General features: G+C 51.2%; 16 protein-coding genes and 1 pseudogene. 3 read left to right on the top strand and 14 right to left on the bottom strand.

Annotation, left to right across the window (positions count from 1 at the left end):
• Window positions 1–72: 72 nt before the first annotated feature.
• The 9 genes and pseudogenes from H4F65_RS06475 to H4F65_RS06435 all read right to left on the bottom strand — a co-directional run bounded on the left by H4F65_RS06475 (window position 73) and on the right by H4F65_RS06435 (window position 14368).
• Window positions 73–1335: an MFS transporter gene (locus H4F65_RS06475; protein WP_039320344.1), complete on the bottom strand. Its 1263-nt coding sequence runs from the start codon at window positions 1333–1335 to the stop codon at window positions 73–75.
• Between the two features lie 135 nt (window positions 1336–1470).
• Window positions 1471–4602, bottom strand: coding sequence for a beta-galactosidase (locus H4F65_RS06470; RefSeq protein WP_010285858.1), 3132 nt, complete (start codon window positions 4600–4602; stop codon window positions 1471–1473).
• A 329-nt stretch (window positions 4603–4931) separates the two neighbouring features.
• A complete protein-coding gene (locus tag H4F65_RS06465) occupies window positions 4932–6008 on the bottom strand; it encodes a LacI family DNA-binding transcriptional regulator (RefSeq protein WP_010285859.1) in 1077 nt (358 codons plus the stop codon).
• A 199-nt stretch (window positions 6009–6207) separates the two neighbouring features.
• Window positions 6208–7266 carry a ferric ABC transporter ATP-binding protein gene (fbpC, locus tag H4F65_RS06460; protein ID WP_039320346.1) on the bottom strand — a complete coding sequence of 353 codons (1059 nt, stop codon included), beginning with the start codon at window positions 7264–7266 and terminating at the stop codon, window positions 6208–6210.
• 5 nt (window positions 7267–7271) lie between these two features.
• Window positions 7272–9350: an ABC transporter permease gene (locus H4F65_RS06455; protein WP_010285863.1), complete on the bottom strand. Its 2079-nt coding sequence runs from the start codon at window positions 9348–9350 to the stop codon at window positions 7272–7274.
• Between the two features lie 198 nt (window positions 9351–9548).
• A pseudogene (locus H4F65_RS06450) lies at window positions 9549–10585 on the bottom strand (ABC transporter substrate-binding protein).
• Between the two features lie 160 nt (window positions 10586–10745).
• Window positions 10746–12071: an MFS transporter family glucose-6-phosphate receptor UhpC gene (gene uhpC / locus H4F65_RS06445; protein WP_010285867.1), complete on the bottom strand. Its 1326-nt coding sequence runs from the start codon at window positions 12069–12071 to the stop codon at window positions 10746–10748.
• 89 nt (window positions 12072–12160) lie between these two features.
• On the bottom strand, window positions 12161–13735 hold the full coding sequence (locus H4F65_RS06440; protein WP_010285871.1) for an MASE1 domain-containing sensor histidine kinase: 1575 nt from the start codon (window positions 13733–13735) through the stop codon (window positions 12161–12163).
• A gap of 3 nt (window positions 13736–13738) precedes the next feature.
• Complete coding sequence (locus H4F65_RS06435; protein WP_010285873.1) at window positions 13739–14368, bottom strand: response regulator transcription factor; 630 nt, start codon at window positions 14366–14368, stop codon at window positions 13739–13741.
• 263 nt (window positions 14369–14631) lie between these two features.
• Between H4F65_RS06435 and H4F65_RS06430 the strand changes: the two genes are divergently transcribed.
• Together H4F65_RS06430 and H4F65_RS06425 are read left to right on the top strand one after the other, a co-directional pair.
• Complete coding sequence (locus H4F65_RS06430) at window positions 14632–15444, top strand: MetQ/NlpA family lipoprotein (protein WP_010285876.1); 813 nt, start codon at window positions 14632–14634, stop codon at window positions 15442–15444.
• A gap of 221 nt (window positions 15445–15665) precedes the next feature.
• Entirely contained in the window at window positions 15666–16610 is a 945-nt protein-coding gene (locus tag H4F65_RS06425; protein ID WP_010285878.1) for a pectate lyase family protein, read from the top strand.
• Between the two features lie 144 nt (window positions 16611–16754).
• Here the strand turns inward: H4F65_RS06425 and cuyB are convergent, their stop codons facing one another.
• A complete protein-coding gene (cuyB, locus tag H4F65_RS06420; protein ID WP_010285881.1) occupies window positions 16755–17471 on the bottom strand; it encodes a cysteate racemase in 717 nt (238 codons plus the stop codon).
• A 239-nt stretch (window positions 17472–17710) separates the two neighbouring features.
• Between cuyB and hypT the strand changes: the two genes are divergently transcribed.
• Window positions 17711–18610 (top strand): hypochlorite stress DNA-binding transcriptional regulator HypT, encoded by a 900-nt coding sequence (gene hypT, locus H4F65_RS06415; protein WP_010285882.1) that lies wholly within the window; start codon window positions 17711–17713, stop codon window positions 18608–18610.
• Between the two features lie 87 nt (window positions 18611–18697).
• Here hypT and H4F65_RS06410 read toward each other — a convergent pair whose 3' ends face one another.
• The 4 genes from H4F65_RS06410 to fdhF form a co-directional block, all read right to left on the bottom strand.
• Entirely contained in the window at window positions 18698–20008 is a 1311-nt protein-coding gene (locus H4F65_RS06410; protein ID WP_039320350.1) for a dicarboxylate/amino acid:cation symporter, read from the bottom strand.
• Between the two features lie 666 nt (window positions 20009–20674).
• The gene (locus H4F65_RS06405) at window positions 20675–21568 is read right to left on the bottom strand and encodes a GntR family transcriptional regulator (RefSeq protein WP_039320352.1); all 894 of its coding nucleotides are present in this window, start codon (window positions 21566–21568) and stop codon (window positions 20675–20677) included.
• A 108-nt stretch (window positions 21569–21676) separates the two neighbouring features.
• Window positions 21677–22990 carry a CitMHS family transporter gene (locus tag H4F65_RS06400; RefSeq protein ID WP_010286965.1) on the bottom strand — a complete coding sequence of 438 codons (1314 nt, stop codon included), beginning with the start codon at window positions 22988–22990 and terminating at the stop codon, window positions 21677–21679.
• Window positions 22991–23805: 815 nt separating this feature from the next.
• Window positions 23806–25956, bottom strand: a complete 2151-nt coding sequence (fdhF, locus tag H4F65_RS06395; protein ID WP_010286966.1) for a formate dehydrogenase subunit alpha — start codon at window positions 25954–25956, stop codon at window positions 23806–23808.

Below are 25956 nucleotides of genomic sequence, written 5' to 3'. Positions count from 1 at the left end.
TGTTCGGTGAGAGAATGTGCAATCTGCCGATATTTTTGGCAAATACCGGCATTTTATTGCGTCCTGCCATCGCTAGAGGGTATTTAGCGGCGCTTTCTGTTTATCGGAAAACGCATACAGTGGCCCTTTTCCTGACAGCGTAAATAGGGATATCGCGGTAAAGGAGAGGGCAATGCCGCCTAAAATCAGATAAGTGCCATGAAAACCGATGCTGTCATACATATTGCCAGCAAAGAGCGACATGAAAATGATCGATACCTGTTTAAAGAAGCAGAAGCACACTAGATAAATTGTCGCGGAGAAGCGGACTTCAAAGACCGTAGTAATGTATTTGAAACAGCCGACAATCAGGAACGGCACTTCAAACATGTGCAGCGTTTTCAGCACAATCACTTCCAGCACGGAACTGGCAAAGGCCGAACCAATAATGCGCACGGACATAATCGTCCCAGCGATGAGCAGGGCATTTTTACCGCCGATACGGTTCACAATCAGCGGTGCGAAAAACATGATGGTGGCATTCAGCAATTCACCCAGCGTGGTGACGTAGCCAAATACCCGCGTTCCTTCTTGTCGGGTCTCGAAAAACGAGGTGAAGAAGTTGGCAAACTGCTGATCGAATACATCATAGGTGCACGACACGCCGACGACATAGAGCGTCAGGAACCAGATTTTACGTTCTTTTAGCAGTTCGGCTGCCATTTTCAGGTTGAACGGTTTCTGGTTGGAGCCTACCTGATCGGCAACGAGAGCGCTGGAAGAGGCCTCTGGTTTTGCCAGCAGCAACAGGATGGCGAGGATGACGGCACAACCTGAACCCAGCCAGAAAACAAACTGGTTATTGATGGTAAACATAATACCGACGATAGACGCACAGAGCGCCCAGCCGAGACAGCCAAACAGACGCGCACGACCAAATTCAAACTGGCTACGGCGGCTGACTTTCTCGATGTAGGCCTCAATAGCTGGTGCACCGCCGTTGTTAATGAATCCCAGGTACATCCCGCCGACGATAGAACCTAAGACGATATTGTATTTTAGTAATGGGCCGAAAACATAAATGAAGAACGGAGCAAAAAACACCAGCATTATGGTAATAATCCATAGCAGGTGTTTTCTCAATCCTAATTTATCGGATAGTAAGCCAAATATCGGTTGAAATAGCAGAGCGAAAAAAGAAATACAGGCGAAGATAATTCCCGTATCGCTTTTACTTATTTGGTTAATATCATGAAGCCAAATAGGGAAGAAGGGGAAGTAAGCCCCCATGATGAAGAAATAGAAAAAGAAAAACAGGCCGAATATCCAGAAATTCCTATTATGTAGGTAGTACATGTTGCTTTCTCCGATATGCATAATATCCGCAACGTTTATTTTGACGGCAGATAGATACTTGCTGGATATAAACAGGATGGAAAGAGGCGGTAATAACCGCGCTCTTTCGTTGTTTTTTAATACTGTTTTTTCATATCAATACGGCTGGTGATGCTGCAAGGCGATGCGATAGTGATAATGCGTCGCCGTGAGTAAATCATCGCGGTGAACGCTAGGGCTCCAGGAATCATCGCCGCCAATTCCCATGTGGAAGCCATCCAGATTGAGCCAAACGCCTTTTTCCTTTTCTAATAAGTGGTGGTGAGTGCACGTCATTAATTGCGTCAGCCCGTAGCGGCTTAACCCAAAGTGGAAGTTTCCGGTGATGGTCCATTTGCCATACGTCAGCGTACGCGTATTGCAGCGTAGCCCGTTTTCCGTTGGGAAAATGTAAGGCGTGTGCAGGTCATCCAGCGGCAGATTCCAGTGCCCATGCTGTGCCGCGAGCTGTCGGTCTGGGTAATTTTCATGAGGCCCAAGCCCGATCCAACTGACCTGAGGCGCGACGTCGGCTAACTGGCAACTCAAGCCCACTCTGGCCAGTGACGGCAGCGTCGTGGCGACATCAACATCGACATCCACGGTCATCACGCCATGTGCATCAATCTGCCAGCGCTTTTTACTCCGCAGCAGGATTTGTCCGGCATGGAGGAAGACGTGCTCGGTGACAATGTGCACGGCATCGGCGAGCTGGTCGGCCTGAATCGCCACACACTGCGTCTGCAATTGATAAAGTCCGGCCGATTTCCAACGTTCGGCCCAGGCGCGTGGATCGATGCGATCGACCTCGCTGATACCGATGTCGTTATCCAGCGGTGCCCGAACAAACTGATCCTGCAAGGGCGTTAATAGGGTTGGGGCATCCGCCGTCCACCACTGTTCCAGCCAGCCGTTCTGGCGGTTAAAGCGCCAATGCTGTTCGCCCTGAATGATGTCAAAGTACGCATCGGATGATTGCAGAACGGGTGGTTTCTTCTGTTCAGAACTCGGTGACTCGGGAAGGTGAAGCGGTGCAGGAAGTTGCCACTGATCCCAGGCACTGCGGTGATTAGCTTCTGACCAGGCGGTGGCTTTAGGCTGTACAACTTCGACATTGAGCCAAAGCTCTCCTGCGCGATCGACTGTGGGAAGGGCTTCCAGCAGCGTCAGTGTCTGGGTAGCCTGCGGAGCGAGCGTCAGCGGCAGAGAACCTTCTGCGAGCGTCTTATCATTTAACGTAATGCACCAGTTCAACTGCTCATTGTCCGTATGGCGAAACAGGTATTCGCTGGTGACACGCAGCTCACACGGCGACTCAGCCTGCCAGGTGAATTGAATATGCTGCTGTGCCCGCTGGGCTTCATACAGGCAGGGATGCGGGGTGCGATCGGGAAAAAGCAGGCCGTCCAGACAGAACTGGCGATCGTTAGGCATGTCGCCAAAATCTCCGCCGTACGCCAAATAATCATTGCCTTGCTCGTCGCGACGGGTCAGTGCCTGATCGACCCAATCCCAGATAAATCCGCCCTGTAACCGAGGATATTGGCGGAATGCCTGCCAATAACGTGCGAATCCCCCCAGACTGTTTCCCATCGCATGTGCATACTCGCAGAGGATGAGGGGCCGATGCTCGTCTGGCATGCTGATCCATTTGGTGATCGACCATTTGGGTACGCTGGGGAAGGGCTGATCTTCATCAACGCGGGCGTACATTGGGCACACAATGTCGGTCGCACGGCTATTCGCGCCGCCGCCTTCGTAATGCACAGGGCGAGTCGGATCGTGGCGTTTGATCCATTGATAGAGCGCATCATGGTTTGCGCCGTAGCCGGATTCGTTCCCCAATGACCAGATAATGATGCAGGGATGATTGCGATCGCGCTGTACCATCCTTGATACGCGTTCGCTATAGGCTGGCAGCCAAGCGGGATCGTCCGACAGACGATTCATCGGCTGCATGCCGTGCGTCTCAATGTTCGCTTCATCCACAACATAGAGACCGTAGCGATCGCACAGCCGATACCACAGCGGATGGTTGGGATAATGTGAGCAGCGTACGGCGTTAAAGTTATGCTGCTTCATCAGCATAATATCGCGCCGCATTGTGTCTTCATCCATGACCTGACCGTGCTGCGGATGGTGTTCGTGACGGTTAACCCCGCGGATTAGCAGCGGTTGACCGTTCAGCAGCAGCAGGCCGCAGCGGATTTCAACTTTTCTGAAACCGACATCATAGGCTTCCGCTTCGACTAGCTCGCCTTCCGCCGTTTCCAGTGCGATAACCGCGCGATACAGATTCGGCAGTTCGGCGCTCCACAGGTCGGGCTGTGGCACGTCGATGCGGAGAAAAGATTTATCATGATAGGCACCTCGTTCATCGACAATATTGCAGCCGAATGCCTGCCGCGTACCACCGATGAGCTTATTACCACGCCAAAGCTGTGCGTGGACGCGATGGTTTTTGGCCTCAGCTTCAGAGAGTGTTGCCTTCACCTGAATATCCAGCGTGCCGTGGCGGAAATCGGCGCTGAGCGGCGTAGTGAGCTGGATATCGCTGAGGTGAATCGCTGGTTTATGCAGAAGGGTGACGTCGCGAAAAATACCGCTCATACGCCACATGTCCTGATCTTCCAGATAGCTGCCGTCAGACCAGCGTAGCACCATCACCGCCAGTCGATTCTCGCCGGTCTTCAGATAACGGCCGATATCAAACTCCGCAGGCAGGCGACTATCCTGTGAATATCCCACCCAGTGGCCGTTACACCAGAGATAAAACGCGGAGTTAACACCATCAAAAATAATCCGGGTTTGTCCGCTACTGATCCAGTCGTGATTGATTTTAAAAGTGAGCGAGTAACAACCTGTAGGATTGTCTTCTGGCACATAGGGTGGGTTGACGGGAATCGGGTATTTTACGTTGGTGTAAATCGGAGTGTCATAGCCCTGTAGCTGCCAATTGGCAGGTACTGGAATGGTGCTTGAATCCGGCAGATCCTGCTGTAGCCAGCTTTCCGGTACGGCTTCCGGGCGGGTGAAATAACTAAATGTCCATTCACCATTCAGGCGACGAAGCCGCTGAGAAGGCTCATCTTGCTGTGCAGCAGCCACGCTGCGCCAGCTGTTGAACGGTGGGTGAGCGGGGAGCCGCTGATAGTGAGTACAGGCTGGATTTTCCCAATCACGTCGGGCAAGGATCTCTTGCAGTGTGGCGCGATGGCGTACTGGATACGGTAAAACGGTATCGCTCATGATGGCTTGGCTCCTGAACGTCTTGAGTCTGTTTCTGTGATTGGATAGTTAAATTGTTATCCGCTCACAATCTCTATTTCTCATAACATATCGACTCGTCAGGGCGAGTAAAGTGGAACGTGGCAATAAAGTGGAAGCGATCACAAAGATCGTTTGTAAAATGAGTGGCGATACATCGAATTTGGAAAGCGCTACGCAATAAATAAACGAGAGGTGATAAATAACTTATTGTTTATCATCTTATTTTGTTAGGGTTGTGCATCGATGGTGAAAACGGTGCTGCTGTGTAAAGGGTTACAAGTCGTGTAAGGGGTTACAAACATAAAGGGTTACAGCCTTTGTAGCTGGCGCGTAATGTCCAACAGGTTTTTGGTGAGTTCTTGCAGGGAGGCATGGGTTGATGAATGTACGGCGGTGCTATGGCGTACGATCAGTTCGGTGGGTAACAGTAGTGATGTGCTCTGGGTAGGATCGCGCAGCGTGGCGAGCAAACGGGTGACGCCTTCTTTACCTAATAGCCTGAAATCCTGGCGAATGGTTGTCAGTGGCGGAGTGTAATACGCGCTGTCCTGAGTATCGTCAAAACCAATCACTGACATCTGCTCCGGTACGCGCAGGCCATACTCGTGCAGCGCACGCAGGACGCCAAGCGCCATTTGATCGTTCGCGACAACAATGGCGGAGACGCACAGGGATTCTCCCAACAGGGCTAGCGTCTGGTGGTAACCGGATGCGGCGCTCCAGTCACCGTGTAGCACTGAAGCGGGGGTGAGCTGCTGTTTTTCCAGCTCGGCTAGCCAGCCTTCATAACGCAGACGGGCGGAGATCGATGTCATTGGTCCGGTCAACAGGGCGATGTGTTGATGCCCCAGCTGTACCAGATGCGTGATGGCTAAACGTGCGCCGTGATCGGGATCGAACATGACGTTGAGTATGTCGGTATGCGGATCGGCATCCATAAACAGGACGGGGGTGTCGGCACAGGTCTGGCTAATGTGGGCGACGTCATCCGTGGATAGCGGAACATTCACGATAACGCCGCTAACACGCTGAGAAAGCAGGTCGTTAACGGCATTATTGCAGGTGTTGACATCCGGGCTGCTCAGCATGGACATCACGATGTTAATCCCTAGCTGACTGGCGGTGGTCTTAATCGCTGCGGCAATTTGCGAAGGCGCGTGCAGTGACAGATCGGTAGTGACCAGCCCCAGTGTGGTGATGGTTTTTCCTGCCAACTGCTGTGCAACGCGGTTTGGCGTGTAGTTAAGTGCCGCCATCGCCTGTTCTACTTTACTGCGAGTACGGGATGAAACATGAGGTGCTTGATTCAGCACGCGGGAAACCGTCTGATAGGAAACCCCAGCATACTCGGCGACATCGTTTAAGGTTATGGGTTTCTGTTTCATAGCGGCTATTCCGTGCGTGATTCTATGCGTAAAAGAGCATCATCATAACAAATCGCACAGGGAATCCGTAACAGGCGTATGTATTCCGACACAATCAAAATAGACCGAAGAGACGCTGACGTTCGTAGGCGTTTTAGATGTTTGTAAAAAGTAAAACCGGGTGCAAGCGCGCCCGGTTTGAGGGAGGATTACTCGATGTTTACTGCTCGGACAACACAAACATGCCGTAAGGATGGATTTGCAGATAGTAGCTGTCGCCCGGATTCGGTTGAAGCTGGGTTGCGTTAACCTGCAACAGCATCGACTGTCCATGCCAGTCCACCTGCACTTCGTACTGCGGCCCCATGTAGGCGACCTGCGTAATGGTGCAGCGCTGGCTTTCGTCACCCTGTTGGCTGAGCGTAATGGCTTCCGGGCGAATACCGACGGTCGATTCGCTTAAGCCGGCGGCAAAGCCCTGCGGACGCGGAATGAGGTAGCCGTAGATATTCACGCTGTCTGCCGTGAAGGTGGCAGGGAAAATGTTGGCATCTCCCATAAAGCTGGCCATGAAGCGGGAAGCCGGCTGGCGATAAAGCTCCTGCGGCGCACCCAACTGCATGATTTTGCCTTTGTTCATCACGAGAACCATGTCGGATACCGCAAAGGCTTCGCTCTGATCGTGCGTAACATACAGCGAGGTGATGTTGAACTGCTGCTGAAGTTCACGGATTTTCTCACGCATGCTGCGGCGCAGGTTGGCATCAAGGTTACTCAGCGGCTCATCGAACAGCAGAACTTTAGGTTTGAGGATCAGCGCACGCGCCAGTGCGACACGCTGCTGCTGTCCACCAGAAATCTGGTCGACGTAGCGATCTTCAAATCCTGCCAGGTCGACCAGCGCCAGCGCTTCTTTTACACGCTGATTGATTTCTGCCTTCGGACGACCAAGCATTTTCAGCCCGTAACCGATGTTTTCCCCCAGCGACATATGCGGGAAGAGGGCGTAAGACTGGAACACCATGCAGATATCACGCTGTTGAATGGAGCGCTCGGTGACGTCTTCGCCATCGATGAAAATCTGGCCTTCTGTCGGTTTTTCCAATCCAGCAACCGCTCGGAGTACCGTGGTTTTACCGCAGCCTGATGGCCCTAACAGCGTGACCATTTTTCCCTGTGGGATCGCCAGATTCAAATCATCAATGACGGTATTGTTGCCGAAGCGTTTAGTGATGTGCTTCAGTTCGACAAAGCTTTTTTCAGTATTCAAGGTAATCACTCCGCTTAGGCATTATTCTTGGCTTTCGTGCGGGAAACCCGCGCTTCACCGACCAGATAATCGAACAGGAAAATAATGGCCAGCATGACCACAATCAGGATGGAACCGTAGGCAATCGCCATACCGTATTCACCGTCTTCCACGCGGTTAAGAATGTAAGACGTGGCGACGCGAGTATCCGGTGTAACCAGAAAGATAATGGCGCTGACGGTGGTAATCGCGCGTACGAAGCTGTAAATCAGCGCAGACAAAATGGCCGGACGCAGCAGCGGTAGCAGAATATAAAACACCGTGCGCATCGAACCTGCACGCAGGCTGAGTGACGCTTCGTCCAGTGATTTATCCAACTGTCCTAGCCCAGCGATACCGGCACGAATACCGACTGGTACGTTACGCATCACCATCGACATGATGACGATCACCGCGGTTCCCGTTAAGTAAACCGGCGCGCTGTTAAAGGCCAGAATGTAAGACACACCGGCAACGGTGCCCGGCACCGCAAAGCACAGCATGGTGGTGAACTCGATAGCCTTCTTGCCGTAGAACTGCTGGCGCACCACGATGTAGGCGATAAGCAGCCCGAACAGTGCCGTAATCGGTGCGGCGATACCCGCGAACAGCAGCGTATCCAGCAGGGAAGGCCAGGCGCCGTCGCTAAAGCCTTGTCCGAACAGCTTGCTGAAGTTTGCCAGCGTCAGGGTGTAATCCACGCCCCAGTTAACGGTAAAGCTGCCGTAGAAAATGCTGCCGTACAGCAGGACGTTAAAGGCAATCCAGACATAGAGCAGAATGCTGACGATCCACACCAGCGAAACGGGCAGCGGCTGTACATCACCCCGAGAGGATTTGCCGGAAATCGTCACGTAGGAGCGTTTACCGATCCACAGATATTGCACGCAGAACACGCCCAGTGAGAACACGAGTAGGACAACGCCGAGCGTACTGGCTGACTGGTAATCCAACTGTGCGCCAGTGATGTAGAAGTAAATCTGCGTCGCGAGTACGTCGAAGTTACCGCCCAGCACCAGTGGGTTACTGAAATCAGCCAGCGACTGGACGATCACGATCAGGAACGAGTTGGCGAGCGCTGGTTTCAGCAAGGGCAGGAAAACCCGCTGAAAGGTTTGGTAACGGTTAGCACGCAGCGTGTACGACGCTTCTTCCAGTGACGGATGAATTGTCTTCATCGCGCCTTCCAGAATCATAAATGACATTGGCGTGAAGGCGAGCACCTGCGCCAGCCAGATGCCGGTAAAACCGTACAGCCAGTTGGTGTTCGTCAGCCCGAACCAATCTACCATCAGCTCGGTCATGTAACCGGAGCGGCCCATCATCAGCGTCACGCCTAACCCGACGACAAACGGTGGCGTAACGATAGGCAGAATGGAGAAAATGCGGCCAATAATCGCGGAGCGGCGGGCAATACGCGAGGTATAAATCGCCAGCACCATACCGAAGAAGGTACAGCCGATACCGACGGCAACCGACAGCAGGAATGAGTTCCAGATCACCCGTAAGATGTGCGTCTGCCCCAAAATCTGCATAAATGCCAGCGGCGCGAATTCCCCACTGTCGTTGGTGAACATCGGAATAAAGATTGCGATGCTGGGGTAAAGGATAAAGACGCCAATTAGCGCGATGATGCTGATGAGCGAGCCGATGACGAAGCGATCGCCACCCAGCCAGTCCAGCCGCGATAGCGCCAGCGTAATAATCGCACTCAGCGCGACAAACAGTGCGATGGTGCCATAGCCCATTCCGCGACCTTCCACCGTGGCACTGATGACCACGAAAAGGGCACAGAACAACGCGTAAGCCGCATCAAAACGGTGGCGGCCACGCTGTTCCCGACCGGGCGTAAGCAGTGGACGTACCAGCAGTCCTACTGGAAGCAGGAACCACAGCAGGCTGATATTCAGGCTCGACCAGCTGTAGGCCGCTAGCAGTTCATCGCGTGAGGCATCCAGCAGGCCGTAATCCAGGCTCCACGCTGGCAGCAGCAAAAAGGTTGCTGCAATCAGCGACAGCCACAGGAATACAGGATCCCGCTTAGGCGTCGGTGAAAGAGTTAGTGTGTGTGACATAAGGTTCCCTGGTGCTTTATAGCGTTGTTTTATAAGATTGAATCGTCACAGGTATTGGTTGGTGAATAATATTGAGTAATGGTTAATTAGCGATGCTGAGAACACGGCGTTAAGCGAAATGCGAGCAAGCTTTGCCGCCGTGTTCCCATTATTTTTGCAATCAATAAAGGTCAATGAATCAAGGGCAACGAATCGAAATTATTGACCCATTTTGACTTCGTTAACCCACTTGGAAATCAGCTCTTTACGCACGTCTGCTGCACCGTATTTGTCCATGTCGTAGTTGATCAGTTTCAGATCCTGCAACTTCAGAGACAGCGGAGAGGCTTCTGCGGTGGTGTTGGTCAGAATCTGGTAGGACTGGCCTTTCTTCCAGGAGAGTTCCTGTGCTTCTTTTGACAGCGCCCAGTCAACGAACAGCTTGGCGTTATCCATATTGCGCGCGCGCCTTTCAGGATGCTGACGCCGCCAATTTCATAGCCAGTACCTTCACACGGGGAGATCAGCGTCAGCGGTGCGCCTTTCTCTTTTTCCAGCGAGTAGTCATGCAGGAAGCCGATGCCGATAGCGGTTTCGCCACGTGCAGTGTTACGTGCCGGGGCAATACCGGATTTGGTGTACTGCGACACGTTGGTATTCAGTTTTTTCAGGTAATCAAAGGCCTGATCCTGTCCCCACAGCTGGGAGAAGGTCGCCAGTGCGGTATAGGCCGTACCGGAGCTTTGTGGATCGGCAATCTGGATTTCGCCTTTGTAGACCGGGTTGGTTAGATCTTTCCAGCACTGTGGAACGGGCAGGTTTTTCTCTTTCAGGCGATCGGTGTTGACGCCGAAGCCGAGAATACCGACGTAAACGGCTGACGAGTAGTTGCCTTTACGTTTGGCGGGGTCGCGGAACTGCGGCATGATCTGCTCAAGGTTTTTAGACTGATAGGGTTCCAGCAGATCCATTTCGCCCGCTTGAGATTGCGGATCCAGCGTGCCGCCGTACCAGACGTCAGCCTGCGGGTTTTTCTTTTCTGCATCGACTTTCGCCAGCGTGCTGCCGGAACCGTTGCGGATAAAGGAGGTTTTAACGTTGTATTTCTCACCGAAGGCCTTGGCTTCTTCCTCGCAGAAGGCGTTGGTGGCGCTACAGTAAATGACCAGGCGACCTTCCGCCCGAGCGGTGGTGGTGGTAACAGCAGCAACGGTCAGTCCAGCGGCGATGAGGGTAGTTAAGGTACTCAGTTTCATGATGTTTTCCTTAGTATATCCCCGTCATACTTCAAGTTGCATGTGCGTTGGCTTTCCTCGCTCACCCCAGTCACTTACCTGAGTAAGCTCCTGGGGATTCGCTGTGTCGCCGCCTTCCTGAAACTCGAATTATTTAGGGTATAGTTATCGATTGTTATTGCTATTTTGATGTCATCAAACGTTCCCGGCGGCTGACACCTGCCATCAGCAGCGGCATCAATAACAGTCCGATGCAGGCTGAAGCCAACGCCAGCAGAGTAAAAAATCCCGACCATCCGTAGTGTTGCAGCACCTGTGCCAGCGGCCAGCCCGCCAGCGCTGCCCCCAGATAGGCAAACAACGCCAGAAAACCTGTCACCGTGCCTGCGGCATCCTTATGGCTGTATTCCGTCGCAGCCAGACCAATCAACATCTGTGGTCCAAAAACAAAAAAACCGATACTGAAGAAACAGGCCGCGAGCAGTGAATAGTGGTGAATCGGTGCCAGCCACAGCGCGGTCATGGTTAAAAACAACCCTAATGCAAACAGCAAAATCATCGGTGCGCGTTGACCACGAAACAGCAGGTCCGAACCCCAACCGGCAAACAGCGCCCCCATCAATCCGCCCAGTTCAAACAGCGACAGCGTGGCGTTCGCGCTGAGCAGGTTGAAACCGTGGCTCTCTGACAGCCAGATGTTCCCCCAGTCATTCAGTGCGATGCGAATCAGGTACACCAGAATGTAGGAAAACCCGAGTAGCCAGATGGTACGGTTACGCAAAATCGCATCGCGCAGAATCTGGCGCATTGGCATCGGCGGGCTCTGCTGCTCCTGACGAAGCTCCAGCGCATCGCGCCGCCACTCGCCGACGCTGGGCAATCCCTGCTGTTGCGGTTTATCGCACAGCTGCCAACACAGCCACAGACCAATCACAATGCCGATGATGCCCGGTACCAGCAGCGCCGCCTGCCACCCCCATTCAGAGGCCAGATAGCCCGCCAGCAGGGGAACCGCCGCACCGCCGATATTGATCGACGTATTCCAGCACCCCCACCAGAGGCCGCGCTCATTGCGCGAATACCAACTGCTCAGCAGTCTGGCGCAAGGCGGCCATCCCCAGCCCTGAAAGAACCCATTCAGCGCCCAAACAATCAGCAAACCCGTGAGCGACTGGCAGTACATGAACAGAATGTTCAGAACGCCGGTAATCATCAGTCCGACACCCATAAACCAGCGCACCTGACTGCGATCGCACACGATGCCTGAAATAAACTTGGACGCGCCATAACAGAGATAAAACAGCGTCCCTAGTAGACCGATATCGCCTTTGCTTAACCCTAATTCCAACTGCATCACCGGCATGACGAAGTTGATGCTTTTACGCGTCAGGTAAAACGTGGCGTACCCGATGACCATGGAAATCAGCAACCGTGATCGCCAGTAGCGATAACGCCGGCTGATTTGTGTTGGTGAAAGCTGTCCCGCTGGAAACATGGGTGCCTGCATGGGGTTCTCCATCGCGTTGAGAGAAGAGTAGGGGGATGTGAATGAAAAAGGATGAGACAAGGTTTTAGGTGGCTAGGAATAATTCCTAGCTAATTGTCTTTTTGTTTAAATTTTGTGGGCAAGTTAACAATTATGTGCGTACCGCGCGGCGTGGCAGCGTCGCCAATGGTGGAGGCTTTTACCAGCCAGTGACCACCCAACGCCTGTACGCGCTCCTCGATGCCCCGCAGGCCAAAGCCACCGCCTGTCGGAGGCGACCTGTCTTGTGCGATGCCCACGCCGTTATCAATGACGTCGAGCGTAATCAGGTCATCCTGTTGGGAAAGCCGAACCGTAATCTGTGTGGCGCTGGCGTGCTTGTTGATGTTGTTAAGCAGTTCCTGCACCAGCCGGTAAAGGGTGAAAACCACTACGTCATCATGCGGAGGCGTGGGGAGCTGATAATCCAGCTGAAACTGGATACCGCGAGCCGAAAAGGCAAATTCATCCGCCAGATGATGCAGCGCTTTATCCAACACCATTTCATCCAGCACCGGTGGACGCAGCTGGCGCAGAAGCTGGCGGGTGGTGTGGTGGATGCGCCGCGACAGCTCGCTGATTTGTCCGGCAGCATGCTGAGCCGCATCGGCCGGCGCGCTGTGTTTTACCAGCATGGCCTGAATCTGAATGGCGGTGATGTTTTGGCCGATGTCATCGTGCAGTTCGCGCGCGATGTCTTTGCGTACGGCCTCTTCGGTGTGGATGATGCGCTCCATGAGTCGCCGCCGGGTTTTCAGCTCTTGCTCCAACTGATGACGATAGCGCTGGAGCCGCTGTGCCAGCTGTTGCTGACGGCTGATCGCGATCCCCAGCCCAATGCCGAGCAGCGCCTGCGTAGAGAGAAAGAGTTCCAGCTCGCGCAGATCGTCGAAGGCACCGCTCACCTGACGCGTGACGGCAATCATCAGACTGCCGAGTACGGCGGAGAGCACGCCGCCTTGCCAGCCGAATTTATACGCCATGACCACGTTAGGCAGAAAAACGAAGATCAGCAGCAGGCGTTCCATCTCGGGTGTGAACGCCATTTGCAGGCAAACGCCGATAGAAAAAAACAGCGAGCACCAAATCAGCAGCGAGGTACGCAACGGCGGATCGGGGATCTCCTGTGCCAGCAACGTCTGCAAGTGCTGCTGCTTGATGTATTCGTACAGCAGATAGATGAACGGGATCAGCAGGACGCCGCCGGTAAACGTCGCTAGCAGTGTTTGCGTCAACTGCGAGTGTAACCAGGGGCCGATAGCGATGCCGTGCAGAACGGTATTGAGCGTCAGTGCTGCCAGCAATAGCAGAAGCCGTTGCCAATAAAGCGTATAGCGATGCCAGATTTTATGCGTGATGATGGCCGGAATCAGGCTGATGAACGGAGAAAGTAGCAGCAGCGAACGCGTTATGAGCTGCTCGCTAATAAGCCAGCTCTGGATGGCGATTTCCGCAAGCAGCAAGGTCGGCCAGTATTTGCGCGGCAGCAAAATCATCAACGCCAGCCGCAGTCCTTGCGGTAACAGCAGTGCTGCCTGCTGGCCGTTGTTGCTCAAATAGAAACTGATGGTCCACAGCGCCAGCCAAATCAGGCTATAGAAAAAGGCCAGAAACAGCGTCATGCCGATGACGTGCAGGCGACGCATGATTTATTTCCCAGCCAGCAGTTGGTGTTGCAGTGCAAAGTGCACCAGTTCTACCGTAGATTCACACTGTAATTTACTGAGAATATTGGCACGGTGAACGTGAACGGTCTTATGGCTGAGTTCGAGCTGTTCAGCGATGCTTTTTACACTAATTCCGTTGATCAACAGGCTGAATATTTCCCGCTCGCGCGGGGTCAGTGCCAGCAGCTCTTTCGGTGGCTGCTGCTGATGGCGAATGGCGTGCAGCGCATCAGCACACAGGTACAGGCCACCGCTGCTGACCACACGAACCGCTTGCACTAACTCTTCCGGGCCACAGCGCTTCGTGAGATAGCCGCCTGCACCCGCATCCAGCGCGCTTTGTACAAATGCGGTGGTGTCATAGATGCTCAGAATAATGGCGCGAAAATTAGGACGCTGTTGACGCAGACGGGTTAATAGCGACAGGCCGCTTTCATCCGGCATGGCAATATCAATCACGGCAACGTCAATCGGTTGTTTGAGTAGATGGGGCCACGCCTGTGCCGCTGAAGCATATTGTCCAACAACCTGAATATCATTTTCTAATGTCAGAAGCTGTGCAAAGCCAGACCGTACAACGATGTGATCGTCAACTAAAGCCACATTAATCATGGTTTCGCCGTATGAATTCAAGGTCATCAAAGCGTCATAATGCGGGGGAATCAAGAGGCGAGCAATAGCAGAGAAGTAAAATGGAATCGGCTTAACAGATATTCCCCTCTTTATTGACCTAATAATGAAAAGCATATTGATAGAACGCGGAGTTATTTGACTCGGTTAATCGAGGAACATACTGTTTTTCTCTTTAACTCCATGTGGTTACAAACCAATGGAGTTATACATCAATGTATTTACGATATCAGGGAATCAGAGTGATGACGAAATGGCGTATAGCGCTGGTGGCGGGAATGGTCACGGCGGCGATGGCGTTGACGGCATGCGATAGCGCAAGCAATTCTGCCAACCACATTAAAGTCGGTGTGATTAACGGTGCGGAACAGGACGTCGCCGACGTCGCGAAGAAAGTGGCAAAAGAGAAATATGGTCTGGATGTCGAACTGGTAGGGTTCAGCGGTTCTCTATTGCCGAACGAGGCAACGGATAAAGGCGATTTGGACGCGAATGTCTTTCAACATCGTCCTTTTCTGGAACAGCAAAACCGCGAACACGGTTATAAGCTGGTGGCGGTAGGAAATACCTTCGTCTTCCCGATGGCGGGTTATTCGAAGAAGATTAAAAATATCAACGATCTGAAAGCTGGCGACACCATCGCGATTCCGTTCGATCCTACGAATCTGGGACGCGCGCTGTTATTACTGGAAAAAACTGGATTAATTACGCTGAAGCCTGATACGGGTTTATTACCGACAGTGTTGGATATTACGACCAACACGCACAACCTGCGTATTATGGAAGTGGAAGGGGCACAGCTACCGCGTTTGCTGGACGATCCGCAAGTGACAGTCGCGATTATTAGCACGACCTATATTCAGCAAACCGGCTTAACGCCAACGAAAGACGGTATTTTTATTGAGGATAAAGAGTCACCGTATGTGAATATTATTGTGACTCGTGAAAATAATAAAGAGGCGGAAAACGTTAAAAAGTTTATTCAGGCCTATCAGTCTGATGAAGTTGAACAGGCGGCTAACCGTATTTTTAACGGCGGGGCAGTGAAAGGTTGGTAGTAATAATTAGATTGTTATTATGCCACCTCTTTTATTATAGAGGTGGCAGGTTATTAATTAAAAATGAATTATTCGCAGGGTTTGTTTTTTATTAAACTCGATTAATAAGCTTAATGAATTCCCTTCTATACACTCTGTAATTGTCGAAGGCGTGTTATTTATTTTTATTAACTAACGCACCGAATGACATAACTATTCACTAATTGTAAAGAGGGAAATTTATGGCTTATCCAACAACAAACCTTAATGGGATTATTGGTTTTGCAAAAGCGGCAAATGTTACCGGAGGAACAGGTGGTAAAGTTGTTACGGTAAACTCTCTGGCCGATTTTAAATCTGCTGTGAGCGGTTCAGCAAAAACCATTGTCGTGCTGGGTGCATCGCTGAAAGCATCAGCACTGACCAAAGTGGTGTTTGGCAGCAATAAAACCATCGTTGGTTCTTTCGGTGGCGCTAATGTACTGACCAATATCCACCTGCGTGCTGATAGCAATTCATCCAACGTCATTTTCCAGAATCTGGTTTTTAAACATGATGTTGGTATCAAAGATAATGACGATATCCAGCTGTATTTGAACTACGGTAAGGGATATTGGGTGGATCACTGTTCATGGCCTGGGCATACGTGGAGTGATAACGATGGTAGCCTCGATAAACTGATTTATATCGGTGAGAAGGCGGATTACATCACGATCAGTAACTGCTTATTCTCAAACCATAAATATGGTTGCATCTTCGGCCATCCGGCAGATGATAATAACAGTGCTTACAATGGCTATCCGCGTTTGACTATCTGCCATAACTATTACGAAAACATTCAGGTGCGTGCACCCGGCCTGATGCGTTATGGTTATTTCCACGTCTTCAATAACTACGTCAATAAATTCAATCTGGCCTTTACGGTTGCGCAGAATGCCAATGTACTTTCTGAGCGTAATGTATTTGGCTCCGGTGCGGAAAAGAAAGGAATGGTTGACGATAAAGGCAATGGTTCAACCTTTACGGATAATGGCAGTTCACCGGCGGCTGTGGCAAGTAAATCGCCTGCGGCTAAATGGACGGCGTCATCTAACTATTCATACAGTTTGATGAGCACCTCTGCGGCGAAATCCTGGGTGGTTGCTAATTCCGGCGCGCAAAACAGTGCGCTGAAATTCCCGTCATAACCACGGAACGGTTATTTATCTTCGTTCTTGCATACGCAATATTATGAATTGATATTCATTAGATATTAAGCGTATTACACGATGCCACTCGGCAGAAGTATTCATGCCGAGTGGCATATTTATTGGGATATCTTTATTAAAGAATTAAGCGGCAATATCATTTCTCGGGCTGTGGGTAAAATACCACTCGACCGTTTTCTTAATTAACTCTTCCGTTGCATCGACATAGTGCTGTGGTGACGTTTTAACTTCCTGCTCCAGAATCAGGGGAAGCTCGGTACAGCCCAGAATAATTTTCTCAACGCCAGCCTGCAACAGGCGATCTTTTACCGGTGACAATAGGCTATAGGCTCTGTCGATATCACCGGATTTATACGCGTAGATGCTTTCCATTACCTGGTGTTGGTCTGCATCATCCGGCGTGTAGCACTCAATATTATCGGTAGTCAGATTGTCCTGATAAATTCTTGCTTTCACCGTCGCCGTCGTTGCCAATAGGCCAACGCGTGTGGTGTTGGCATTCTTAATCGCCTGACAGGTCACATCAATAATGCTGATCATTTCTGCACGGCACTGCTTTTTTAAGTCATTAAACCAATAGTGCGCGGTATTGCACGGGATAATGATGCATTCAGCGCCCGCGTTTTCGAGAATTTTCATATATTGCAGCATTTTATCCAGCGGTGACGCGCTGTGCTGGAGAATGCATTTCGTTCTATCAGGGATATCAGGAATAGACACCGCAATCATCGGAATATGGTCTTGATCCCGATACGCTGGCGTGTTTTTGATCAGTTTTTGCATCGCATCGACGGTAGCACCCGGCCCCATACCACCAAGAATTCCCACGAGACTGTTCATGCTGTTAACCCTGTAGCATTATGAAATTAAAAGGATAATCGCATACTGTTTGGCAATGTGAATTGCTAAATTCCCATCTACTATGTGAGATTTGCATAACTATTAGCATGCCTATGCTTTTATTGGTTTTAACGGTGTATAGTGGGCAGCAGCTTTATTGGCGATGTAGGTCGTTGGCAGATATAGAACGTTGGCATAGGGAACGAAAATATGACGCTGCGCGTTTTGAGTGAGGGGTGATGCTGAATAATATCGAAACCAAGTGGCTGTATGATTTTATCGTGCTGGAAGAACACCGGAGTTTTACGCTGGCTGCCGAGAAACGGAATATTTCTCAGTCCTCATTCAGTCGGCGCATTCAGGCTCTGGAGGCGGCGGTTGGCTTTGATATTTTCGACCGTAGCGCGTTGCCACTACAGTTAACCGAGCAGGGGCGCGTGTTCCACGCCTATATCCGTAATACGCTGGATGATTTGGAGTATCAGCTCAATAAGCTGCACGGCGGAGATAATTACAAGAATAAGATCACCATCGCCGCGGCGCATTCGCTGTCGGTCTTCATCATGCCGGAGCTGTTAAAAGACGTGCCGGATCCGCAGGAAAAAATCTTCTATGTCGAATCGATCGATGTCGATGAGGCGGTGCTGAATCTCAAAGAAGGGCGTAGTGACTTCATTTTCTCATTCTATAATGAGGATCTGATGGGAGAGCCCTTCATGCACGAGAAGATACTGGAATCTCGGCTTTATCCGGTCTGCGCGTGTGATAGCGCAGGGAAGCCGCTGTTTGATGTCAGTGCCTCATCGGTGCCGCTACTCAACTATACCGAGACGAGCTACATGGGGCGTCAGGTCAGCCGCTACTTATCCAGCGTCGACAGCGATAAGTTCACGGTCAATTTCGTCTCTTCCATGAGTGACTTGCTCAAACGTATGACGAAGAAAGGTTATGGTATCGCCTGGCTGCCGGACTATTCCATTCAGGAAGAGCTGAAAAACAAAGAGCTGACGATCCTGAGCATGGAAAATGCCGTGATCCGCATGGGCGTTTATCTATATCGCCTCGATGCGCGGTTGAATGTGGCTTCTGAGAAATTCTGGCGCTACATGAAAGGGCTATCATCAGCATCTGGGCTATAAACGTCGTCACAGCGTTGGCAGTGCAACGAGAGATAAAAAAATAGCGGCCCGAAGGCCGCTATAGATGACGTATTCACTCACTCAGCATCAGCTATTTTGCGTAGCCTGCTGAGGTTCTTTATAGGCGACGACTTCGTCGGTAGCCTCTTCATTCTCATCATCATCGCGGACATCTTTTTCCAGACTGGCCACGACGGCGGTAGAGATGCTGTTACCGATGACGTTAGTTGCAGTACGACCCATATCCAGGAATTGGTCGATACCGATAATCAGCAGGATGCCGGCTTCCGGCAGGCTGAACATCGGCAGTGTTGCAGCAACCACCACGATAGAGGCACGCGCTACGCCCGCCATCCCTTTACTGGTGATCATCAGCGTCAGCAGGATCAGGATTTGTTCAGTAACGCTCAGGTCGATATTGTAAGCCTGTGCGATAAACAGAATCGCAAAGGACTGGTACATCATAGAGCCGTCGAGGTTGAACGAGTAACCGAGTGGCAGCACAAAGCTGGTGACTTTTTTCGGCACGCCGAATTTGGTCAAGGCTTCCATGGTTTTCGGATAAGCAGATTCACTGCTCGCCGTGGCGAAAGCCAGCATGGTGGGTTCACGAATCAGCTTCGCCAGCGTAACGATGGCTTTGCCCAGGAACAGGTAACCAACCAGGAACAGAACGCCCCACAGTACGGTCAGACCGAGGTAGAACTCACCGATTAGTTTACCGAAGTCGTAAAGCAGGCCCAGACCTTGCGTGGTAATCGCGGAAGCGATTGCGGCAAAGACAGCAATAGGGGCCAGCGCCATCACGTAGTCGGTCACGCGGAACATCACTTTGGTCAGTTCTTCGATCATGGAGATGATCGTGGTCGCATGCTTGTTCTTGCCTTTTACATAGGCAAGCGCGGAACCGAAGAACAGAGAGAACACCAGAATTTGCAGGATCTCATTGTTCGCCATCGCTTCGACGATACTTTTCGGGAAGATATGGCTGATGAAGCTCTTAAGCGTAAAGCTGTCGGTGTTCAGACCTGTTGCAACATGCTGTGCGGGGATTTCGAGATTCATGCCTGCGCCAGGTTGGAACAGGTTGGCGAAGACCATACCGATGAGCAGGGAGATGAACGAGGCGCTGACAAACCAGATCATCGCTTTCATACCGATACGACCAACGGCAGAAGAGTTTCCTCCCATGCTTGCCAGGCCGGAAACCAGCGTAGCGAAGACCAGTGGCGCGATGATCATTTTAATCAGGCGCAGGAAGATATCGGTAACCATGTTGAAATAAGATGCGACTTCTTTTGCTCGACTGCCGTCAAGATATTGATGGCAAGCCCAGCCGATTAATATTCCCAGGACGATAGCCAAGACTATCTGTACAAGTAACTTCTGCCTTTGCATATAAACCTCATGTTGATGAATTGATTCAGACAACACAATATTATTGCCGCGTGATGAATGGCTGGTGCTTTCCCTGAATACACCAATTCCTCACCCGAACCTGTTATTGGGGTGTTGTGTCTGCCCGCCGATATTACAACGATTCTTGTTTTTTACATTTTTTTTCTGCGGATTGTTATGTAATTGTGATCTTTGTCATGCGAAAAATGCATGTCCATGTCGCTTGTAATGATAAATAGGGATGTGATGCGCAGATCGCGTAAAGCGTGATTTCTTTATTAATCCATTATTAAACAATTAGTTAAATTGGTTTTTTGCGGGTTAAGGCAAATGAGCTAAGGTGTTGAAGTAGTGTTGCTAATGATATGTGGCTGTACATCAATAAAACAGATGGTGAATTACTTAAAGATTAAGTAAAAATAAAAGAACAATTAACAAAAACTTTATATACATGTCATTTTTATAAAAAAATAATTTTTTAATTATTTAAATCGTGACTTTGTTTTTTTGTGTTCTAAGTTTTATTTTTTGTTGCTGATTTGGCGTTTAATTATTGTTCTATGTGTTTCTATTTGTAAGTGGCTGGGCGTTTAGGGTGTTTAAAATGGTGTTTTTTATTTTTTAAACATATGTTACTGACGACTTGAGGCCTCTCTGTTGGTTATTTCACCGAAAAAGATCGATGCTGACTTTATCGTGGCACGCTTTTTCCAGATGCTTTTTCATCCAGTCTGCCGCTGTTTCGATCTCTCCCCGTTGCAGGAAATCCAGAATCGCCAGATGCTCTGCAATCTGTTCCAATCGCTTCGGATTGAAGGCTGGACTTCCTTGTCGATATTCCACCAGACGCCGTAACTGATTGATTCGTTGCAAACTATGGTGGGCAAAGCGGTTGCCACTACAGGCAAGCAGCGTTTCATGAAAGTGCGTATTGGCATCGAACATTTCATGCGGTGTGAGCGTCAGGTAACCCCCATTGAGAATGTCTTCCTGTTGCTTACGGCAGGCGTTGAGCGTGTGCTGATCGATATGAAACTGCGGTGACAGCAGACTGAGCGGCTCGACCAGCAGGCGGAACGTAAAACTTTCCTCATAGGCCGTGACGGAATCGATAATCGGCGTGGTTCGCCAGCCTTGACCGGTGCGGAACTCCAGCCAACCTTCTTGTTGAATACGCGTCAGAACGTTACGCAGTACGGAGCGGGATACCTGACATTCTCGCATCAGATCCACTTCTGAAAACTGCTCTGGCAACCGGCGGGAGAGGCGCATGTCGACAATCTTCCGGTAGAGCGGCTCTTCGCTGCTGGCGGCTAATTCGGTGACCAAATGCCCTAATTCATGGGCATGGCGGTCAAGATAAAACCCCCGATTGCGGTGGTAATGCAGCATGCCTTTTTCCGTCAGATACAGCAGCGCGGCCTTGACCGGTGTGCGCGAGGTGTTCAGTACCTGCGCCAGCGATGATTCGATCAGATGAGCGCCGGGCGGCAGCTGCTCGCGGCGAATATAGGCGACAATTTGTCTGACAATCCTTGTCTGTAGGGGAGTTAAAGCCATGGCTATCCTGCTATGTCGTTTAGGGTGTTACGAGGAATCTTTATGTTCTTGTTAGTAAGGCTCACCTGCCAGCAGAGCAAGCTCCGGCCAGGCCGGAGCAATCCTGTTTTACTGGTGATAGAACGGAAATGCGCCGAAGACAATACCACCGACCAGCAGCGACAGGCTGACAAAAATCGCCCATTTGATTGCAAAGCGTTGGTGATCGCCGATGTCCACTTTTGCCAGACTGACCAGCAGGTAGAGTGATGGCACCAGCGGGCTGAGCAGGTGGAACGGCTGGCCGACAATCGACGCACGGGCGATCTCTTCTGGGGTAATACCATAGTTGACCGCCGTTTGGGCGATAACCGGTAAGATTCCGAAATAGAACGCGTCGTTGGACATCAAAAAAGTAAACGGCAGGCTAATGAGTGCGGTGAACACCGCAAGATACGGGCCGAAACTTTCTGGTATCACCTGCAACAGGCTCTTCGCCATGGCGTCCACCATACCCGTACCGGATAAAATCCCGGTGAAAATCCCCGCGGCGAAAATAAGCGATGTCACCGCGAGCACGTTAGCGGCGTGTGAGCCGATCCGCGCTTTTTGCTCCTCCAGCTTGGGATAGTTGAGCATGACGGCGATAGCGAAGCCGACCATAAACAGCACCTGAATGGGCAGAATCCCGATCACCAGAAACACCAGAAGCAGTGTGGTCAGAATAAAGTTAGGCCAGAACATTTTAGGGCGGCGGTTGGCGTCGCTTTCTTCGTCGCTGCCGTTGCCCAGATTGATCGACGCATTCTGGAAGTTGCTGACATCAATGATCCCCAGTCGTTTGCGCTCCTGTAGACCCAGAAACACGGCCACGCCGACCAACGTCAGGCTGGCTAAAACAATTGCCGGGAGCATGGGAAGGAAAACGTCCAGTGCATCAACGCGCAATGCGGCGGCGGCACGCGCCGTGGGGCCGCCCCAGGGGGAAAGGTTCATCACGCCGCTGGCGATGTTAACCAGACAGGTCAATCCGAGCACGTTCATCCCCAACCGCTGATAGAGCGGCAGGAATGCGGCAATCGCGATCATATAGGTTGTCGTACTGTCACCGTCCAGCGCTACCATCAAGGTTAATACGGCGGTGCCGACCAACACTTTCAGCGGATCGCCTTTAACCAGACGGAGAATGAAGCGCACCAGCGGATCGAACAGCCCCGCATCGATCATGATGCCGAAGTAGAGAATAGAAAACGTCAGCATAACGCCGGTTGGTGCCAGTGTTTTGATGCCGTCCAGCATCATCGCCCCCAGCCCCTGATAGAAACCGGCGGCCAGTGCGAACAGCGTAGGGACAAGAATCAGCGCGATCAGCGCAGACATCCGCTTGGTCATGATCAGGTACATAAAGCAGATGACCATAGAGAAACCGAGAATAGTGAGCACAGTGAATCTCCTGTTTTTTATTATATTCTGAATAACTTACTGCCTTTCTTTCGGCGAATTTGGGGTACAAAAAAGCCGTGCAGTTTTTTATAACTGCCTATCGAAAGGGATGAAATTAGGTTATTTCCCGACGTCAGCAACGTTCAGAAGAATACGAATGAAAGGCGGGGATTAGCTTCCAGGGTCGATACGAATAATAAAGGACAGATAATGAGGGAGCGATAAGATAACGGTAATCGGTAACATAAACGACCTCTATGCGAGCAATAATAATAGTCCTTTTATCCCCGCTAGCGTCCATCTAACCGATTGTTTAGTAATTATTTTTAATCGACTTGATCACTGCCGCTACAAGGGGCTCTTTTTGTTAAAAACAAATTAAAGCATTGTAAAATGAAACGCAAATTGCGCTAAATTGGAATAAAAAACAATTGGGCGGAGGGGAGGTCGGTGATAACCAACATAATTTTAAAAGATAAACCGAGAGGTGAAAATTTAAGTTGTGCGTAGAAGTTTATTATCGATTAACGGAAATTTATCCGTTTTCATTAATGAAATTTTACAAGATGAGGTGGGGAATAAAGGCATTATCGGTGAGGAGAGTTAAACGGTGTCTAAACCATCTATACTCGTCATACTTCAAGTTGCATGTGCGTTGGCTACGTTCAGTCACCCGAATCACTTACCTGAGTAAGCTCATCGGGATTCCTTCGCTTGCCGCCTTCCTGAAACTCGAATTATTTAGAGTATGTATTTTCCTCAGCCGCCACGTCTTTTACCTGACGGCTGAGGTTCGCGACGGCTCAGGTAAGAGATTAACAGACGTTTTCTGCGGTGCTGCGTAGCCGATCTTTCAACTGGCTGTATTCCTGTTGCACATAGTTCTCTGCTGCCTGCTGATCGTCGATGGCTTCCAGCTTAACGGCACAGTGTTTGTATTCCGGCGTTTTGGATACTGGATCGAGATGATCCAGCGTTAGTTCATTGCAGGCACCGATCCACCATTGGTAGGTCATATAGACGGCACCTTTATTGATGCGCTCGCTGACGGCAACGCGCGAGATCACCTTGCCGCGTCGTGACGAGATCCAGGCTAGCTGTTGATCGTGGATGCCTAAACGCTCAGCGTCATAAGGGCTAACCTGCACGTAGCCCGGTTCATCCGCCAGCGTTTGTAATGCGGTGCAGTTGCCCGTCATGGAGCGGCAGGAGTAATGGCCAACTTCGCGCACGGTACACAAGACTAGCGGGTAATCTTCATCCACCAACTCCATCGGCGGTCGCCATTCAGCTGTGAGCAGTAGGCCTTTCCCGCCGGGACGATCGAAGTGATTACCGGCGTACAGCCACGGTGTGCCCGGGCTGTCTTCCGTTGGACACGGCCACGGCACATAGCCCAATCCCGCCATTTTCTCGTAGGTTGCGCCGTAATACAGCGGGCAGAGTGCTCGCAGCTCGTCCCAGATCTCCTGCGTGTTGTTATAGTGCATCGGATAGCCGAGCGCTGTGGCCATTAGGCTGATGATTTCCCAGTCGGGTTTCACATCGCCCTGTGGTTCGACGGCTTTATAAAAGCGCTGGAATCCCCGGTCGGCGGCGGTATAGACCCCTTCGTGCTCGCCCCAGGAGGTTGCGGGTAAAATCACATCGGCAATCGCAGCGGTTTTGGTCATGAAGATGTCCTGCACGATCAGCAAGTCCAGCTCGTTGAACGCATCGCGTAGCATCGACAGGTCCGGCTCGGTTTGCAGCGGATCTTCGCCCATCACGTAATTGGCTCGGATCTTCCCTTCTTTTATCCTGTGCGGGAGATCCGTCAGCGAGTAGCCAATTTTATCGGAGAGTTCAGGTACGCCCCAGGCAGCGGCAAATTTCGCCAGCACCGCTTTATCCGTGACGTTTTGATAACCGGGGAACATATTGGGCAGCGCCCCCATATCGCAGGCTCCCTGCACATTGTTTTGCCCACGCACCGGTCCGACGCCAACGTTCGGACGCCCCAGATTCCCGGTCAGCAGGGCCAGGCCGGACAGCCCTTTGACCACATCAACGCCTTGACCCCACTGTGTCACGCCCATTCCCCATAGAATGGTGGCGGACGGCGCAGCGGCATAGGTTCGCATCGCGTCGCGAATCAATTTCGGCGACAGTCCGGTTATGTCAGCGACGTACTCTGGCGTGTATTTCGCGACGGTCTTGCTGAATTCCTCGAAGCCTTCGGTATGGCGGGCGACGTACGCTTTATCGTAGTGGCCTTCGTTAATCAGCACGTTAGCGAACGCGTTGACCAATGCCATGTTGGAGCCATTTTTCAACGGTAGCCACAGATCGGCGATGCGGGCGGTTTCAATATGGCGCGGATCGCACACGATGATTTTTGCCCCGCGTGCTTTGGCTTTCAGGATCCGACGCGCCACGATGGGGTGTGAGTCTGCGGCGTTGTAGCCAAAAATCAGGATGCAGTCGGTTTTTTCGATTTCGCAGATAGAGTTACTCATTGCGCCGTTGCCTAGTGTCACCTGTAGTCCGGCAACCGAAGGGCCATGGCAGAGTCGGGCGCAGCAGTCGACGTTATTATTCCCGGTGACCGCCCGGGCAAATTTCTGCATCACGTAATTGGTTTCATTACCGGGACCACGTGACGAGCCAGTATGCATAATCGACTCGGCACCGTACTTCTCTTTAATCGCCTTCAGACGGGAACTGGCGAAGCCGATAGCTTCATCCCAGGATACGGCCTCAAAGGGCGCACCTTTCTGACGTCGAATCAGTGGCTGCTTTAAACGCGGCGTCAGAATTTTCGTATCGTTAAGAAAATCCCAGCCGTAATAGCCTTTCAGACACAGCTCACCTTCATTGGTGACGCCGTTTGCCCCTTCCGCACCAACCACTTTGCCGTTCTCTACCAGCAGGTTAATTTTGCAGCCTGACCCGCAATACGGGCAGACGGTAAGCACTTTCTGCAT

The sequence above is a fragment of the Pectobacterium brasiliense genome (assembly GCF_016950255.1).
GTDB lineage: Bacteria > Pseudomonadota > Gammaproteobacteria > Enterobacterales > Enterobacteriaceae > Pectobacterium > Pectobacterium brasiliense.
The sequence above is the reverse complement of the archived record's forward strand: the minus strand, read 5'-3'. Positions and strand labels throughout refer to the sequence as shown.